We start from the raw sequence: 16,206 nt of genomic DNA, 5'->3' as shown, positions 1-16,206 counted from the left end.
TGACCAACCGGTCAAGATTTTTCTGAAACGGATTTTTGACATGCCACAAGCATCGCGCAGCAACAGCAAAAAAGAACGCCGCCAGGAAAGCGAAACGCTTATTTTGTCAGCAGCGGAAAAAGTCTTTGCCGAGGCGGGGTTTGGCGGGGCCACCATGCAGTTGATCGCAGATGTCGCGGGCCTGCCCAAGGCCAACCTGCACTACTATTTTCCCACCAAGGAAGCGCTCTACCGGCAGGTGGTGCAGAACATCTTTCAGATTTGGCTTCAGGCCGCCGACACCTTTGACAATGCCGACGGCCCGGCCGAGGGAATCGGGGCTTACATCGACGCCAAGATGGAAATCTCTCGTCGCCATCCCGCAGGGTCCAAGGTCTGGGCCAGCGAAGTCATGCACCGCGCGCCGGTGATCCAGGACTATCTCGAGACCACGCTGATGGAGTGGACCGAGGGCCGCGCTGCCATTATCCGGCGCTGGATCGCCGAAGGCCGCATGGCGCCGGTCAACCCCAACCACCTGCTTTACATGCTTTGGGCCACGACCCAGCATTATGCCGATTTCGGCCACCAGATCGAAACCCTCAACGGGGGCGCGCCGCTTTCGGACGGGCAATGGGAAGAAGCCAAGCAAAGCGTCAAAGAGATCATCCTGCGCGGGATCGGCGTCACTTCCTGAGAGTGCTGGACGCCACATTGCGGCTGCCGTAAAGTCCGCATTCAACCCCGAAGGACGCCCGCCAAATGCCTACAACACAAGCGAAAAAGCCCAGCCGGATACAGGTGCGCAACCGGAAACGCATTCTGGATGCGGCGCTCGAGGTGTTTTCGCGGCATGGGTATCGCGGCGCGACGCTGGACCAGATCGCCGAGGAGGCGGGGCTGTCGAAGCCAAATATTCTTTATTATTTCAGTGGAAAAGAAGAAATCCACGTCACCCTGCTGAACCAGTTGATGGAAAGCTGGCTTGAGCCATTGGAACAGCTTGACCCCGAGGGCGCACCCCTGGACGAAATCCTGCGTTATGTGCACCGCAAGGTCGAGATGACCCGCGCCTTTCCGCGGGAGAGCCGCTTGTTTGCCAATGAGATACTTCAGGGCGCGCCGCGTATGGCGCCGCATCTGGAAAGCGGGCTGAAACCGCTGTTCGACGAGAAAACCGCCCTGATCCAAAGCTGGATCGACGCCGGGCGGATCGCCACGATCGACCCGCGCCACCTGATCTTTTCGATCTGGTCCACTACACAGCATTACGCCGATTTCGACGCGCAGGTCCGTGTACTGATGCCTGCCGAAAGCGGTGGTCTTGACGGGGCCGAGGCCTATCTCGACACGCTGTTCCGGAAACTGCTGACACCCTGACGACGGGGCGGTTTGGTCCGGATTGTACCAAGCTGGGCGGGGTATTGTGCAGTTTGTACAAAACTCAGCGCCGCCATACCTTTCGAAACACCTAATGCCCACGCCCCATCTGCCCCCAAAAAGAACCCGCCGCAGCGGCGGGCTGCGGCGGGTGTCTTGCAAGACACGGGAGGAGTCTCGCAGTGGCCGCGCCCCGAGGGGCACAGGCCTATCGGTCGGGCAGAGACCTCACTCTGCTGCCTGAACCGACGGGTTGTTCGGGTGGGCAAGCCAGTTGCCATAATCGGCCGACACCGGCTGGCCGGTGCGTTCGTCCATTTCACCCGCGTCCAGCGTCCGCATGGTGATGCAGTTATCGACCGGGCAGACATTGACGCACAGGTTGCAGGCAACGCATTCGTCATCCTTGACCGTGAAGACGCGGTCCTCGGACATTGCGATGGCCTGATGGCTGGTGTCCTCGCAGGCAGCGTAGCAGCGGCCACATTTGATACAGTCATCTTGGTTGATGACCGCCTTGGTCACGTGGTTGAGGTTCAGATACTGCCAATCGGTGACATTCGGCGTGGCCAGGCCGACAAAGTCGGCGGTGTTGGTATAGCCCTTTTCGTCCATCCACTGCGATAGGCCCGAGATCATTTCCTGTACGATTTTGAAGCCATAGGTCATGGCCGCGGTGCAGACCTGTACATTACCCGCGCCCAGCGCCATGAATTCGGCCGCGTCACGCCATGTGGTCACGCCGCCAATGCCGGAAATGGGCAGTTTCGCGGTCTCGGGGTTGCGGGCAATTTCGGCGACCATGTTCATGGCAATGGGTTTCACCGCCGGGCCACAATAGCCGCCATGGGTGCCCTTGCCGTCGATCATGGGTTCGGGCGACATCACGTCGAGATTGACCGAGGTGATCGAATTGATCGTGTTGATGAGGCTGACCGCATCGGCCCCGCCCTGCATCGCCGCCGTGGCGGGATAAAGGATGTTGGTAATGTTGGGCGTCAGCTTGACGATCACCGGCAGGCCCGTCGACTCTTTGGCCCAGCGGGTCACCATTTCGATATATTCAGGCACCTGCCCCACAGCCGAGCCCATGCCGCGTTCGGCCATGCCGTGCGGGCAGCCAAAGTTCAGTTCGAACCCGTCACAGCCGGTTTCCGCGATCATCGGCAGGATCTTTTTCCACGCGTCTTCTTCACAGGGCACCATGACCGAGGCGATCAGGGCGTGGTCGGGATAGTCGCGCTTGACCCGCAACATTTCTTCGAGGTTCACCTCGAGCGGGCGGTCGGTGATGAGTTCGATATTGTTCAGCCCCAGAAGACGGCGGTGGGCGCCGTGGATCGCGCCATAGCGCGGGCCGTTGACATTCACGACCGGCGGGCCTTCTTCGCCAAGGGTTTTCCAGACAGCACCGCCCCAGCCCGCATCAAAGGCGCGGCGCACGTTGTATTCCTTGTCCGTGGGCGGCGCCGAGGCAAGCCAGAACGGGTTGGGGGATTTGATCCCGATGAAATCGCTTTCGAGATTGGCCATTTTGCTGATCTCCCTCTGCTTACGCCGACAACGCGGCGTGGATGTCTTCGGCCGCGTCGCGGCCCTCGGCAACGGCGGTCACGGTGAGGTCATCGCCACCACTGGCGCAGTCCCCCCCTGCCCAGACGCCATCAATGCTGGTGCGCCCGGTGCCATCGACGGCGATCTTGCCCCCGTCGAGATCGGGCAACCCGTCCCCTTCAAGCGTCTGGCCAATTGCCTTGAACACCTGATCGGCGGCAAGCCGGAACGTCTGGCCGGTCGGGGTCAGGTTGTCGTCGGTATATTCAAACTCGATCTCGCGCACCGCCCCGTTGCCGATTACGGCCTTGGGCGAGGCATTGGTGATGATCCGCACGCCCTTGGACGCGGCAAGATCCTGTTCAAAGACGCTGGCATTCATGCGGTCACGGCCACGGCGATAAACCAGCGAGACATTCAGCGCGCCCAGAAGTTTGGCCTGAACGGCGGCGTCCACTGCGGTCATGCCACCGCCGATCACCACCACGTCGCGCCCGATGGGCACGCTGCCCAGATCAGAAGCCTGACGCAGGTCCGCGATGAAATCGACTGCGTCATCGACACCGTCCTTGTCTTCCCCGTCGACGCGCAGCGCATTCACGCCGCCAAGGCCGATGCCAAGGAACACGGCATCAAATTCGGCCTGGAGGTTGTCGAGCGACAGGCCATCACCCAGCGCCTTGCCGGTTTCCACCGTGATGCCACCAATGGACAAGAGCCAGTCGACCTCGCGCGCGGCGAAATTGTCGACCGATTTATAGGACGCGATGCCAAATTCGTTCAGCCCGCCCGGTTTGGGGCGTGCATCGAACACGGTCACATCATGACCATACATCGCCAGGCGGTGCGCCGCAGACAGACCGGCGGGTCCGGCCCCGACCACGGCAATCTTCTTGCCGGTGGGGGCGTCACGTTCAAACGGATGTACGCCAGCGTCCATCAGCGTGTCGGTGGCATAGCGCTGCAGTTCACCGATTTTGACCGGCTTGCCCTCGGCCACTTCGCGCACGCAGACCTCTTCGCAGAGGGTCTCGGTCGGGCAGACCCGCGCGCACATGCCGCCAAGGATGTTCTGGCTCAGGATCGTTTTCGCCGCCGCCTCGGGCGTGCCAGTGGCGATCTGGCGAATGAACAGCGGGATATCAATATCGGTCGGACAGGCGGTCATACAGGGCGCGTCATGGCAAAAGTAGCAACGATCCGCCGCCACGAGGGCCTCGTGATCGTCCAGACGCGGGTGCAAATCCGCGAAGTTTTCGGCCAGTTGCTCGGACGTCAGTCGCCCGGCTGTGACACCTTCGCTCAACGGTGATGCGGTCATGGTTTCTCCCCATTTCATCGTTTGGCTATTGGAATCAGGCTCTCATGACTCTATTTTTTTATCAACTGGTAAAAATTAAAATTTGCAATTGGCGGGAAAGACTGCCTAAAAATTGATCGACGCGGCCAGCAAAATGTCGCGAAGGAGATCAGAAAACAGTTGAAGACAGGGCGAGTCTGCCCCATATCCACGGTGCAGCGTTAAGTTACTCGACCTTCTGTTCCCACCGGCTCAGTCACTCGATCAAATACTGACTATGCCGACCTGCCGCAATTCCGTGGGCAGCTGATTAACAGGAGACATGACGATGACCACAGGTACCGTCAAATGGTTCAACACCACCAAAGGCTATGGCTTTATCGCGCCCGATAACGGCGGCAAAGACGTGTTCGTACACATCTCGGCCGTAGAACGTTCGGGTCTGACCGGCCTGGCCGACAACCAGAAAGTCGAGTTTGAACTCGAAACCGGCCGCAATGGCCGTGAAGCCGCGACCAACCTGTCGCTGGTATAAGACGCATTACGCGTGCCGGGGGCTTTGCCCCCGGACCCCCAAGGTATTTCACCCAAGAAAAAGAGCAGAGCGTTACTCTGCCACCCGTTCCAGCAGTTTCAGCACATCCGGACCCAGATCGTTCACGATCAGCGCCACCCCTTCGGCGTTGGGATGAATACCGTCCGGCTGCATGAGGCCAGCGACGGCGGCGGGGTCGCTGCTGTCGAAAGCGGCAAAGAAATTTTCGTGAAACAGTGTGCCGTATTCAGCGGCCAGAGCGGGATACATCCCGTCAAAGGCCTGTTTGTAATCGGGCCCGTAATTGCCAGCCGCAGTCATCCCCACCAAAAGAACCTCGACATCGCGGGTACGGGCTGCGTCGAGGATGCTCGCGAGGTTCGCGCGAGACACGGCCGGGTCCAGCCCGCGCAGCATATCATTACCGCCAAGCGTCAGGATCATCGCGTCGACATCCTCGGTCAGGGTCCAGTCGATCCGCGCAAGGCCACCCGCAGTGGTGTCACCCGAGACACCCGCATTGACCAGACGCACATCGACGCCGTTCTCGGCCAGCCATTTCCGCATCTGCGGGACAAAGCCGTTCTGTTCGATCAGGCCATAGCCCTGGGTCAGGCTGTCGCCAAAGGCCACGACACCGATCTGTTCCGCCGAAACCGGCGACGCAACTGCGAAAACCAGTGCCAGTGCCTTGCCCATGCCCGTCACGCCACCATATAGCCTTGAACACCACATCATCGGGGCTCCTTATTTCATGACCACAGTTCTTTCCCTTAAAGATGCGCGTTTGGCGCTGGATGGCAATGCCGGACGGATCGAAATCCTGCACGGGATCTCGCTTGAGGTGGCAAAGGGGGAAACCCTTGGCCTCGTCGGGCCGTCGGGATCGGGGAAATCGTCGCTCCTCATGCTGATGGGGGGGCTGGAACTGGCCACCGGGGGCGAGATCATGGCGCTGGGGCAGAACCTTGGCACCATGTCCGAGGACGCGCTGGCGCGGTTCCGGCGCGACCATATGGGCGTGGTGTTCCAGAGCTTCCACCTGATCCCGACCATGACCGCGCTTGAAAACGTGGCGACCCCGCTTGAATTGGCCGGGCACAAGGATGCGTTCGACCGCGCCATGGCCGAGCTCGAGGCGGTGGGGCTGGGGCACCGGGCCGACCATTTCCCGCGCCAGATGTCGGGCGGGGAACAGCAGCGCGTGGCCTTGGCCCGGGCGGTCGCGCCGCGCCCCGACATCCTGTTGGCGGACGAGCCGACCGGCAACCTTGACCAGAGCAACGGGCAGGCAATCATCGATCTGTTGTTCCAGTTGCGTGACCGGCATCAGGCAACACTGGTTCTTGTCACCCACTCGAATGAGCTGGCCCGCCGTTGTGACCGCGTGGTGCGCCTGCGCGATGGCCGGGTCGACCAGCACGAGGCGGCGGCATGAGCGCCGCGCTGGCCTGGCGGTTTGCCAAACGGGAACTGCGCGGCGGGCTTGCCGGGTTTCGCATTTTCCTTGCCTGTCTTGCCCTTGGGGTCGCCACCATCGCGGCCATCGGCAGCGTGCGGTCCAGCATTGAGGCCGGTCTGGCTGCCGAGGGTGCCGCACTTTTGGGTGGGGACGCCGAGATGGAGTTCACCTATCGCTTTGCGTCAGATGCAGAGCGCGCGTGGATGCTCGAAACCTCGGAGCGGATGTCAGAGATCATTGATTTCCGGTCGATGGCCGTGGTCGACCGCGGCGAAACCGCTGAGCGTGGCCTGACTCAGGTCAAGGCGGTGGACGGCGCCTATCCACTGATCGGGGCGGTGACACTGGTGCCGGACATTCCACTTGAGGTTGCCCTGGCGGTGGAAGACGGGCTGCCCGGCGGGGTGATGCAACAGATCCTGATCGACCGGCTGGGATTGCAGATCGGAGACCGGTTCAAACTGGGTACACAAACATTTCGCCTGACGGCGGCTTTGACGAATGAACCGGACAATGCCGGCGGATTCGGGCTGGCCCCGCGCAGCATCGTGGCGACCGCGGCGCTGCAAGAGTCGGGCCTTTTGCAACCCGGCACTCTTTACGAGAGCAAGTATCGGCTGGACCTGCCGGACGGGACCGATCTTGAGGCGGTCAAGACCGAGATGCAGACTCGGTTCGCCGAAAGTGGCGTACGCTGGCGGGACTCGCGCAACGGCGCGCCGGGCGTCGCCGAGTTTGTCGAGAGGCTGGGCGCGTTCCTGATCCTGGTCGGGTTGTCCGGCCTTGCCGTGGGCGGGATCGGCGTGTCGGCGGCGATCCGGGCTTACCTGTCGCGCAAAACCACCGTGATCGCCATCCTGCGCAGCCTTGGTGCCGACCGGCAGACGATCTTTCTGACGTATTTCTTCCAGATCGGTGTGCTGTCCCTTATTGGTATCGCGATGGGCCTTGTGCTCGGGGCGGGCCTGCCGGTTCTGCTGGGCCCGATCCTGCAATCGAGCCTGCCGGTTCCTGCGATCTTTACCCTCTATCCTGCCCCTCTGGTCGAAGCGGCGCTTTACGGCGTGCTGACGGCGCTGATCTTCACACTCTGGCCGCTGGCGCGCACCGAAGACGTGCGCGCGGCCGCCCTGTTCCGCGATGCCGCCGGGGCCGCGCGTGCCCTGCCCGCAGTCCGGTATCTGGGTGTGACGGCGCTTTTGCTGGCGGTGTTGCTGGCGCTGGCCAGCTGGTTCTCGGGGTCGGCACAGCTGACGCTTTGGGCGGCGGTGGGCATTCTCGGGGCGCTGGTCCTTCTGGCCGTGGCGGCCGCCCTGACCGGACGCGTCGCCAAGGTGACGGCCCCGCGCACACGGCGCCGGCCAGCACTGCGATGGGCGCTGAATGCCATTTCCTCGGCGCATGAACCGGCCCTTCCGGTGGTACTGTCGCTGGGTCTGGGCCTGAGTGTGCTTTCAGCGGTTGGACAGATCGACGGCAACCTGCGCACGGCGATTGCGCGTGACCTGCCGGATGTCGCACCGTCCTATTTCTTTGTCGATATCCAGAAGACGCAGATTGACGGCTTCCTGAGGCGCGTGACCGAAGACCCCGCCGTATCGGATACTGAAACCGCGCCGATGTTGCGCGGGCTGATCACCCGTATCAATGACCGCCCCGCCACCGAGGTCGCGGGCGAACATTGGGTCGTTCAGGGCGACCGGGGCGTGACCTATGCCGCCTCGATCCCAGAGACCACCACCGTGACCGCCGGGGAGTGGTGGCCCGAAGACTATACCGGCCCGCCCCAGATCAGCTTTGCCGCGGAAGAGGCCGAGGAGATGGGCCTCAAGCTGGGAGATACGATCACCATCAACATCCTGGGGCGCGACATCACCGGCACGATCACCAGCTTCCGCGAGGTGGATTTTTCGACTGCAGGCATGGGGTTTGTCATGGTCATGAACCCGGCGGCCCTGTCCGGTGCGCCGCATAGTTTCATCGCCACAGTCTATGCCGAGGAAGAGGCCGAGGCCGCGATCCTGCGCGATCTGTCCAACGCCTATCCGAACATCACGGCGATCCGCGTGCGCGATGCGATCTCGCGCGTGTCGGACCTGTTGTCGGGGCTGGCGGATGCCACTTCCTACGGGGCATCTGTCATGCTCGTAACGGGGTTCCTTGTGCTGATCGGAGCGGCAGCGGCCAGCCAGACCAGCCGCATCTACGAGGCCGCGATCCTGAAAACACTGGGGGCATCGCGCAAACGCATCCTGACCTCCTTTGCCCTGCGTGCGGCCCTGACGGGGGCGGCGGCAGGCAGCGTCGCGTTGCTGGCGGGGATCGCAGGGGCCTGGGCGGTCACGTTTTTTGTGCTGGAAACAGAGTTCGCGGTGATCTGGCCCAATGCCGTGGCCATCATCGGTGGCGGCATCATTGCAACGCTGCTGGCAAGCCTCGTCTTTGCCGCCGCGCCACTTGCTGCGCGCCCCGCCCGTATCCTGCGCGCGCGGGAATAGGCTTCATCTTCTCCATAAATACTCAAAAACAAAAGGCGCCCCGCGGGGCGCCTTTTTCAGTTCACTCTTCCACGTAGTCATCCATTGGCGGGCAGATACAGACAAGGTTGCGGTCGCCATAGGCGTTGTCCACGCGGTTGACCGGGGGCCAATATTTGTCCACGCGGAACGATCCCGGCGGGAAACAGCCCTGTTCGCGGCTATAGGGCCGATCCCAGTCGCGCACGAGGTCTTCCATCGTGTGGGGCGCGTTTTTCAACGGGTTGTTTTCCGCATCCATCCGCCCTTCTTCGATCTCGCGAATTTCCGCTCGGATGGCCAGCATGGCGTCACAGAACCGGTCGATTTCGGCCTTGGTCTCTGATTCGGTCGGCTCGATCATCAGTGTGCCCGCCACGGGCCAGCTCATCGTCGGGGCGTGAAAGCCGCAATCCATCAGGCGCTTGGCGATATCCTCGACCGTGATGCCCGCGCTTTCGGCAAAGGGTCGGGTATCGATGATGCATTCATGTGCGACGCGGCCCGTCGGCCCCTTGTACAGAACGTCAAACGCGCCTTCCAACCGCTTGGCCATATAGTTCGCGTTCAGGATCGCAACGCGGGTCGCCTGCGTAAGACCCTCGCCCCCCATCAACAGGCAGTAGGCCCAAGAAATCGGAAGGATCGACCCCGATCCATAGGGCGCGGCGCTGACTGCACCGGATTTCTCGGGCAGGTGCGGCACCAGATGCGCCTTGACCCCGATCGGCCCCATGCCGGGCCCCCCGCCGCCATGGGGGATGGCAAACGTCTTGTGCAGGTTCAGGTGACTGACATCCCCGCCCAGATCGCCGGGGCGCGACAGACCGACCATGGCGTTCATGTTGGCCCCGTCGATATAGACCTGTCCGCCGTGGTCATGGGTGATCTTGCAGACCTCGATCACGGTTTCCTCGAACACGCCATGGGTCGAGGGATAGGTGATCATGCACCCCGCCAGCGTGTCGGAATGCTGCTCGGCCTTGGCACGGAAATCGTCGAGGTCGATGTCGCCGTTGTCGTCGGATTTCACCGGCACCACTTTCCAGCCGACCATCTGGGCCGAGGCCGGGTTGGTGCCATGTGCGCTCATCGGGATGAGGCAGACATTGCGATGCCCCTCGCCCCGTTTCTCATGGTAATCCGCGATCGTGAGAAGACCCGCGAATTCGCCCTGTGCCCCCGAGTTCGGCATCATCGAGAAATCATCATAGCCCGTGATCTGGCACAGCTTGTCCGAAAGGTCATTGATAAGGTGCAGATAACCTTCGGCCTGATCGTCAGGCACAAACGGGTGGATCAGCGAGAACTCGCGCCAGCTGACCGGCATCATTTCCGCCGCCGAGTTGAGCTTCATCGTGCAAGACCCGAGCGGGATCATGGCGCGGTCAAGCGCAAGGTCGCGGTCTGCCAGACGGCGCATGTAGCGCATCATCTCGGTTTCTGCCCGGTTCATGTGGAAAATCGGGTGGGTCAGATACTCGGTCCGGCGATGCATCTTGTCGGGCACGCGATATTCCGGGGTGAAATCGTCATCCGCCTTTTCGATCCCGAAGGCGCGCCAGACGGCCTCGATCGTGGCAGGGCGTGTGGCCTCGTCCAGCGTGATCCCCACACGAGTTTCACCCACCTTGCGCAGGTTGATCTTTTCATCCACCGCCGATTTGATCACAGCTGCCTGAAGGGGGCCGACATCCACGGTGATCGTGTCAAAGAACGCCTGCGGGTCCACCTTGAACCCCGCTGCCTCAAGCCCGTTGGCCAGACGCACGGTCTTGCGGTGAATCCGCTGGGCGATGGCCTTGAGCCCCTTGGGCCCGTGAAACACCGCATACATTGATGCCATCACAGCCAGTAGCGCCTGCGCGGTACAGACGTTCGAGGTCGCCTTTTCGCGGCGGATATGCTGTTCACGGGTTTGCAGCGACAGGCGGTAGGCGCGGTTGCCGTGGCTGTCGATCGAAACGCCGATGATGCGGCCCGGCATGTTGCGCTTGTAGGCGTCCTTGGTCGCCATATAGGCCGCATGCGGCCCACCATAGCCGACAGGCACACCGAACCGTTGGGTCGTGCCGACGGCGATATCCGCCCCCATCGCGCCCGGTTCCTTCAGCAGGGTCAGTGCCAGCGGATCGGCCGACACCACACCAATGGCCTTGTGCTCATGCAAGGCGGCAATGTGGTTGGTAAAGTCGCGGACATGCCCATAGGTGCCGGGGTACTGGAACAGGGCGCCGAACACGGCGCTGGCATCCATCTTGTCAGGGTTGCCGACGATCACCTCTATCCCCAACGGTTTCGCACGCGTGCGGATCACGTCAATATTCTGAGGGTGGCAGTCACGGTCGACAAAGAACGCCTTGGCCTTGGATTTCGACACGCGCTGCGCCATGGCCATCGCCTCGGCACAAGCCGTCGCCTCATCCAGAAGCGAGGCATTGGCGACCTCAAGACCGGTCAGGTCCGAGATCATGGTCTGAAAGTTCAAAAGCGCCTCGAGGCGGCCTTGGGAAATCTCGGGCTGATAGGGGGTATAGGCCGTATACCACGCCGGGTTTTCAAGGATATTGCGCTGGATCGCGGGCGGCGTCACCGTCCCGTGATAGCCCTGTCCAATCAGCGAGGTCAGCACCTTGTTCTTCGAGGCCGTGACCCGCATGTAATGCAGCAATTCGCGTTCGGACATGGGGCGCCCGAAATCCAGCGGGCCCTTTTGGCGGATGCTTTGCGGCACCGTATCGTCAATCAGCGCGTCCAGATCGGTGGTGCCGACCGTGTCCAGCATCTCGGCCATTTCCTCGGGCGAGGGACCGATATGCCGGCGGTTGGCAAAATCATAAGGCAGATAGTCTGTCGGTTCAAAAGGCATGGCATCCTCCAACACATGTCCTGTGGCGCGCTCTGACTCACGCGCCATCCGGGCTTCTTGTTTGCCCAAACTCTCAAAATGCGGGGACGCGCTGGCGGCCCCGCGCGGCGTCAGCCGATAAAGGCGTTATAGGCCGCTTCGTCCATGTAATCGTCCATCTGGGACAGATCGGCCGGCTTCATCTTGAAGAACCACGCATCGCCCATGGGATCGTCATTGACCTTGCCCGGCTCGTCCACCAGCGCCTCGTTCACCTCGACGATCTCGCCGTCCAGCGGGGCAAGAATATCCGACGCCGCCTTGACCGACTCGATCACGCAAACCTCGTCATCCTTGGTGACTTCGCTGCCTGCTTCGGGCAGTTCTACAAAGACCACATCGCCCAGCTGTTCGGAGGCGTGCGCCGTGATGCCCACCACGACGATATCGTCCTCGATGCGCAACCATTCGTGTTCTTCGGTGAATTTCATGTCTGGGGTCTCCCTGATGGTATCAACGTTTGAAGTTTGCGGGCACAAGCGGCAGTTTCGCCACCTTGAGGGGCAGGCGTTTGCCCCTTACCTCGCCAAAAAGCTCTGTGCCGTCGGTGGCATAGGCCGCACCGACATACCCCATGGCCACCGGTCCCTCGAAACTCGGGCCAAACCCGCCCGAAGTCACCGCGCCGATGGGGGTTTCGTCTTCTGCGCCCGCGTAAATCTCGGTACCGGCGCGCATCGGGGCGCGGCCTTCGGGCACCAGTCCGACCCGCTTGCGGGCGACGCCTTCTGCAAGGTCGCCAAGGATCCGTTCGGCACCGGGAAATCCGCCTGCGCGGTCACCGCCTGCACGGCGCACCTTTTGCAGCGCCCAGGTCAGCCCCGCCTCGACGGGCGAGGTAATGGCGTCAATGTCATTGCCATAGAGGCAAAGCCCCGCCTCGAGGCGCAGGCTGTCACGCGCGCCAAGGCCGATGGCTTCGACCTCGTCCATGTCCAGCAGCGCCCGGCACAGTGTGTCGGCCTGTGCGGCGGGGATCGAGATTTCATAACCGTCTTCGCCGGTATATCCCGACCGCGACACCCATGCCTCGACGCCCATCAGGTCGACCGCGGCCACATCCATGAACCGCATCTCTGCCACCGCCGGGGCCAGCCGGGCCAGCGCGACCTCGGCCACCGGGCCCTGAAGCGCGACAAGAGCGCGGTCCGTGATGACCTCGACCGATATATCCGGCTCAAGCGCCGCCTTCATGCGGGCGATATCGGCCTCCTTGCAGGCCGCGTTCACCACCACGAACAGATGATCGCCGCGATTGGCGAACATCAGGTCATCGTCGATCCCGCCGTTGGTATTCGTGAATAGCCCATAGCGCTGGCGGCCCACACCAAGGCCCAGAACATCCATGGGCACCAGCGTCTCGAAGGCCGCAGCCACGGCTGCATAACTGTCACCGCGCAGAATCACCTGCCCCATGTGGCTGACATCGAACAATCCCGCCGCCGCGCGGGTGTGCAGATGTTCTTTCATCACGCCCAACTTGTACTGCACGGGCATCTCGTATCCGGCAAAGGGCACCATCTTGGCCCCCAGCGCCACGTGCAAATCATAGAGGGGCGTGCGATGCAGCTCTCCCATGGTGTTACTCCTTCCTTCCCGGAGCAGTCCATGTTCTGGAAAACATCCGGCATCAACCTTTCGCACGAAAAAGCCCCGTGCGGGCGATGCCCCCTCTGTCCTTTGGCCTGAGATCGTTATCCCTTCGGCGGGTGCGTTCGCACCACTCTCCAGAGTTCATTTTGACGGCGAGTCGGTCCTGTCGGCCTGAGAGTTTCCGGGGCGGTTGCTCCTTCGGCACCGGACAATCCGGTTCTCCCGACTCACTTGCTGCATACGGTAGTGTGCAGGAATCCGGCTGACAAGCCCCAAAGCTCTCGCCATGTCACCCTTATGAAAGATTTAGGGATTTCAATCAGCTATGGCAGGGTTCCGGCGCAAGGATGCTCAGCAAAGCGGTGTTGTTGCAGACCAGCCCGTCCAGCGTCACCCCGTCAAGACGGTCGTAAAATGCCTCGGCCGCGTCCTGAAGCGCAAGGCGCAGACGACAGGCCGACACCAGCGGACAGGAACTGTCGGCATCGGCGAAACATTCGGCCAGAGGCACCGGTGATTCCATCTCGCGGAAGATCGGTCCGATCTCGATTTCCTTGGTCGAGCGGGCCAGTTCCAACCCCCCGTTGCGACCGCGCTGAGTATGGATCACGCCCATCTGGCCCAACTGGTTGATCACCTGCGCCAGATGGTTTTCCGACGCCTTGCAGACCTCGGCGATCTCGGCCTTGGTCACAAGCCTGTCCTGATGCGCGGCACAATACATGAGCACACGGATCGCGATATTTGTTCTTTTTGTAATGCGCACGCTGGCGGTCCATCCATTTCAAAGGTTTACGCATTATGCGCATTTAAGGTGCAACGGGAATTGACATGGATCAACAGATTTGATCCCTGAACGCATGAGTACCCCTTATTTCTTTGGCTATGGCAGCCTCGTCAACCGCAACACCCACGATTACACCGACATTCACCCGGCCCGCTTGCGTGGCTGGCGGCGGGTCTGGCGGCATACCGACCTGCGCCCGGTCGCCTATCTGACAGTCGTGCCGGACAACAGCGCCGCGATTGACGGGCTGATCGCGCATGTCCCCGGAGACGACTGGGCCGCGTTGGACGGGCGTGAACACGCCTATGATCGTGAACGGGTGTGCCACGCCGTGACCCATCCGAAACCCGATCCGGTCAACATCTCGGTCTACACCGTGCCCCATGGCAAACACGGCGCCCCGACGGTCGAGCATCCGGTGCTTCTGAGCTATATCGACGTGGTCGCCCAAGGCTATCTGCGGGAATTCGGCGAGGCGGGCGTGGCCCATTTCTTCAACACCACCGCCGGATGGACCGCCCCTGTTCTGGATGACCGCGCCGCCCCAGTCTATCCGCGCCACCAGTCCCTGAGCGCAGATGAAACACAAATGGTCGACGACCACCTGGCGGCTCTCAAGGTCACGCTGCACCGGGCATGACGCGCCAAAGCCCGTTCTTCACCTTTGCGAAAACACGCCCGCCGGAGACAGAGCCGCCGGCCCGTCAAGGGCCGGCTCAACCTGCGCGCCGCAGGCGCACATTTTCATTGCACCGGCCTTAGCCCCGCGCCTTGACCACCTGCAACAACGGCATCACCGCCGACATGTCCGGGCCGTGGCTCTGTCCGGTCAGCGCCTTGCGCAGCGGCATGAACAGCCCACGCCCCTTGCGGCCCGTCGCTTCTTTCACGGCCTTGGTCCAGCTGCCCCAGGTGTCACCGTCAAACGGCCCCTCGGGCAACAGCGCCATCGCTTCGGCGACAAATTCCCTGTCTTCCTCGTCAATGACCGGCTCGGCCCCTTCCGAGAACAGTTTCCACCATGCCGCCAGGTCCTTGCGGGTGGTGATGTTCTCGCGGGTCACGTCCCAGAACTGCTGGGCCAGTGCATCCGGCACGCCCGCAGCGGCCACATCTCCGGCCACCTCCGAGAGCGGCAGGTCATGCAGCACACGCCCGGTCAGCGGGTAAAGATCCTGTTCGTCGAACTTGGTCGGCGCGGATCCGAAATGCGTCAGATCGAACCCCTCTGCCAGCGCTTCCATCGACGATCGCAGCTCGACCGGGTCAGACGACCCGAGACGCGCCATCAGCGACAAAAGCGCCATCGGCTCGACGCCGGACTCGCGCAGGTCACGCAGCGACAGGGTGCCAAGGCGTTTCGACAATGCCTCGCCCTGCGGGCCGGTCAAAAGGGAATGGTGGGCAAAGGACGGCACGGTCCCGCCCAGCGCCTCGATGATCTGGATTTGCGTGGCCGTGTTGGTCACGTGATCCGACCCGCGCACCACATGGGTCACGCCCATATCCGTGTCATCCACCACCGAGGCAAGCGTATAAAGCATCTGACCGTCGCCCCGGATCAGCACCGGGTCCGAGACCGAGGCCGCATCAATCGACAGATCTCCGAGGATGCCGTCGGTCCACTCGATCCGCTCCTGATCCAGAAGGAAACGCCAATGCCCATTGCCACGCTCGGCGCGCAAGGCGTCCTTTTCCTCGGCCGACAGGCGGTACATGGTGCGGTCATAGACCGGCGGCTTGCCCATGTTCAGCTGTTTCTTGCGCTTGAGGTCCAGTTCGGTCGGGGTCTCGAAACATTCATAGAACCTGCCCATGTCGCGCAGCTTCTGTGCCGCGTCCTCGTAACGGTCCAGACGGTCGGACTGGCGCTCCATCCGGTCCCATGTAATGCCCAGCCATTCCAGATCCTGCTGGATCGCATCCACGTATTCCTGTTTCGACCGCTCGGGGTCGGTGTCGTCAATCCGCAAGATGAAAGTGCCCCCCGCCTTGCGCGCGATGAGATAGTTCATCAGCGCGGTGCGCAGGTTGCCAACATGGATATAGCCCGTGGGAGAGGGCGCGAAACGGGTGGTGGTCATGGGTGTTCTCCTGTTGCGGCTTCCCTTTCCACAAGTGGCTGCGTTTGTCCAGCAAAGGAACTTTGAAAGGTACCCTTGGCACGGTCACTCACATCACCTCTGGGAAGA

The 16,206-nt window shown here is 62.0% G+C and carries 14 protein-coding genes and 2 riboswitches; of the genes, 6 read left to right on the top strand and 8 right to left on the bottom strand.

Features of this window, described 5'->3' with window-relative positions; all coding sequences use genetic code 11:
• Nucleotides 1–40: 40 nt before the first annotated feature.
• Nucleotides 41–676 (top strand): TetR/AcrR family transcriptional regulator, encoded by a 636-nt coding sequence (locus WNE31_RS09050; RefSeq protein ID WP_349979417.1) that lies wholly within the window; start codon nucleotides 41–43, stop codon nucleotides 674–676.
• A 65-nt stretch (nucleotides 677–741) separates the two neighbouring features.
• Nucleotides 742–1,359, top strand: coding sequence for a TetR family transcriptional regulator C-terminal domain-containing protein (locus tag WNE31_RS09045; protein WP_349979416.1), 618 nt, complete (start codon nucleotides 742–744; stop codon nucleotides 1,357–1,359).
• A 228-nt stretch (nucleotides 1,360–1,587) separates the two neighbouring features.
• Here the strand turns inward: WNE31_RS09045 and preA are convergent, their stop codons facing one another.
• The gene (gene preA / locus WNE31_RS09040) at nucleotides 1,588–2,892 is read right to left on the bottom strand and encodes an NAD-dependent dihydropyrimidine dehydrogenase subunit PreA (RefSeq protein WP_349979415.1); all 1,305 of its coding nucleotides are present in this window, start codon (nucleotides 2,890–2,892) and stop codon (nucleotides 1,588–1,590) included.
• Between the two features lie 19 nt (nucleotides 2,893–2,911).
• Nucleotides 2,912–4,234, bottom strand: a complete 1,323-nt coding sequence (locus tag WNE31_RS09035) for an NAD(P)-dependent oxidoreductase (protein WP_349979414.1) — start codon at nucleotides 4,232–4,234, stop codon at nucleotides 2,912–2,914.
• Nucleotides 4,235–4,541: 307 nt separating this feature from the next.
• Between WNE31_RS09035 and WNE31_RS09030 the strand changes: the two genes are divergently transcribed.
• Complete coding sequence (locus WNE31_RS09030) at nucleotides 4,542–4,748, top strand: cold-shock protein (RefSeq protein WP_349979413.1); 207 nt, start codon at nucleotides 4,542–4,544, stop codon at nucleotides 4,746–4,748.
• Between the two features lie 72 nt (nucleotides 4,749–4,820).
• Here WNE31_RS09030 and WNE31_RS09025 read toward each other — a convergent pair whose 3' ends face one another.
• Nucleotides 4,821–5,483 carry an arylesterase gene (locus WNE31_RS09025; protein ID WP_463407427.1) on the bottom strand — a complete coding sequence of 221 codons (663 nt, stop codon included), beginning with the start codon at nucleotides 5,481–5,483 and terminating at the stop codon, nucleotides 4,821–4,823.
• 19 nt (nucleotides 5,484–5,502) lie between these two features.
• On the opposite strand from WNE31_RS09025, the gene WNE31_RS09020 reads away from it, so the two are divergent.
• Both WNE31_RS09020 and WNE31_RS09015 read left to right on the top strand, forming a co-directional pair.
• The gene (locus WNE31_RS09020; protein ID WP_349979411.1) at nucleotides 5,503–6,186 is read left to right on the top strand and encodes an ABC transporter ATP-binding protein; all 684 of its coding nucleotides are present in this window, start codon (nucleotides 5,503–5,505) and stop codon (nucleotides 6,184–6,186) included.
• Complete coding sequence (locus tag WNE31_RS09015) at nucleotides 6,183–8,708, top strand: ABC transporter permease (protein ID WP_349979410.1); 2,526 nt, start codon at nucleotides 6,183–6,185, stop codon at nucleotides 8,706–8,708. The genes WNE31_RS09020 and WNE31_RS09015 overlap by 4 nt, the downstream gene beginning before the upstream one ends.
• A 61-nt stretch (nucleotides 8,709–8,769) precedes the next feature.
• Here the strand turns inward: WNE31_RS09015 and gcvP are convergent, their stop codons facing one another.
• From gcvP to WNE31_RS08995, 4 genes are all read right to left on the bottom strand, one after another.
• Entirely contained in the window at nucleotides 8,770–11,595 is a 2,826-nt protein-coding gene (gene gcvP, locus WNE31_RS09010) for an aminomethyl-transferring glycine dehydrogenase (protein ID WP_349979409.1), read from the bottom strand.
• Nucleotides 11,596–11,705: 110 nt separating this feature from the next.
• Nucleotides 11,706–12,065: a glycine cleavage system protein GcvH gene (gene gcvH / locus WNE31_RS09005; RefSeq protein WP_349979408.1), complete on the bottom strand. Its 360-nt coding sequence runs from the start codon at nucleotides 12,063–12,065 to the stop codon at nucleotides 11,706–11,708.
• Between the two features lie 22 nt (nucleotides 12,066–12,087).
• Nucleotides 12,088–13,212 carry a glycine cleavage system aminomethyltransferase GcvT gene (gene gcvT, locus WNE31_RS09000; protein ID WP_349979407.1) on the bottom strand — a complete coding sequence of 375 codons (1,125 nt, stop codon included), beginning with the start codon at nucleotides 13,210–13,212 and terminating at the stop codon, nucleotides 12,088–12,090.
• Between the two features lie 85 nt (nucleotides 13,213–13,297).
• Nucleotides 13,298–13,375: riboswitch (glycine riboswitch) on the bottom strand.
• Nucleotides 13,376–13,462: riboswitch (glycine riboswitch) on the bottom strand. It lies immediately after the preceding riboswitch.
• Nucleotides 13,463–13,546: 84 nt separating this feature from the next.
• On the bottom strand, nucleotides 13,547–13,993 hold the full coding sequence (locus tag WNE31_RS08995; protein WP_349979406.1) for an RrF2 family transcriptional regulator: 447 nt from the start codon (nucleotides 13,991–13,993) through the stop codon (nucleotides 13,547–13,549).
• A 94-nt stretch (nucleotides 13,994–14,087) separates the two neighbouring features.
• Between WNE31_RS08995 and WNE31_RS08990 the strand changes: the two genes are divergently transcribed.
• Nucleotides 14,088–14,654: a gamma-glutamylcyclotransferase family protein gene (locus WNE31_RS08990; RefSeq protein WP_349979405.1), complete on the top strand. Its 567-nt coding sequence runs from the start codon at nucleotides 14,088–14,090 to the stop codon at nucleotides 14,652–14,654.
• Nucleotides 14,655–14,772: 118 nt separating this feature from the next.
• On the opposite strand, the gene gltX is transcribed toward WNE31_RS08990, so the two are convergent.
• Nucleotides 14,773–16,098, bottom strand: coding sequence for a glutamate--tRNA ligase (gene gltX, locus WNE31_RS08985; RefSeq protein WP_349979404.1), 1,326 nt, complete (start codon nucleotides 16,096–16,098; stop codon nucleotides 14,773–14,775).
• Between the last annotated feature and the right edge of the window lie 108 nt (nucleotides 16,099–16,206).

The organism is Shimia fortis (assembly GCF_040225985.1).
Classification (GTDB): Bacteria; Pseudomonadota; Alphaproteobacteria; order Rhodobacterales; family Rhodobacteraceae; genus Shimia.
The sequence above is the reverse complement of the archived record's forward strand: the minus strand, read 5'-3'. Positions and strand labels throughout refer to the sequence as shown.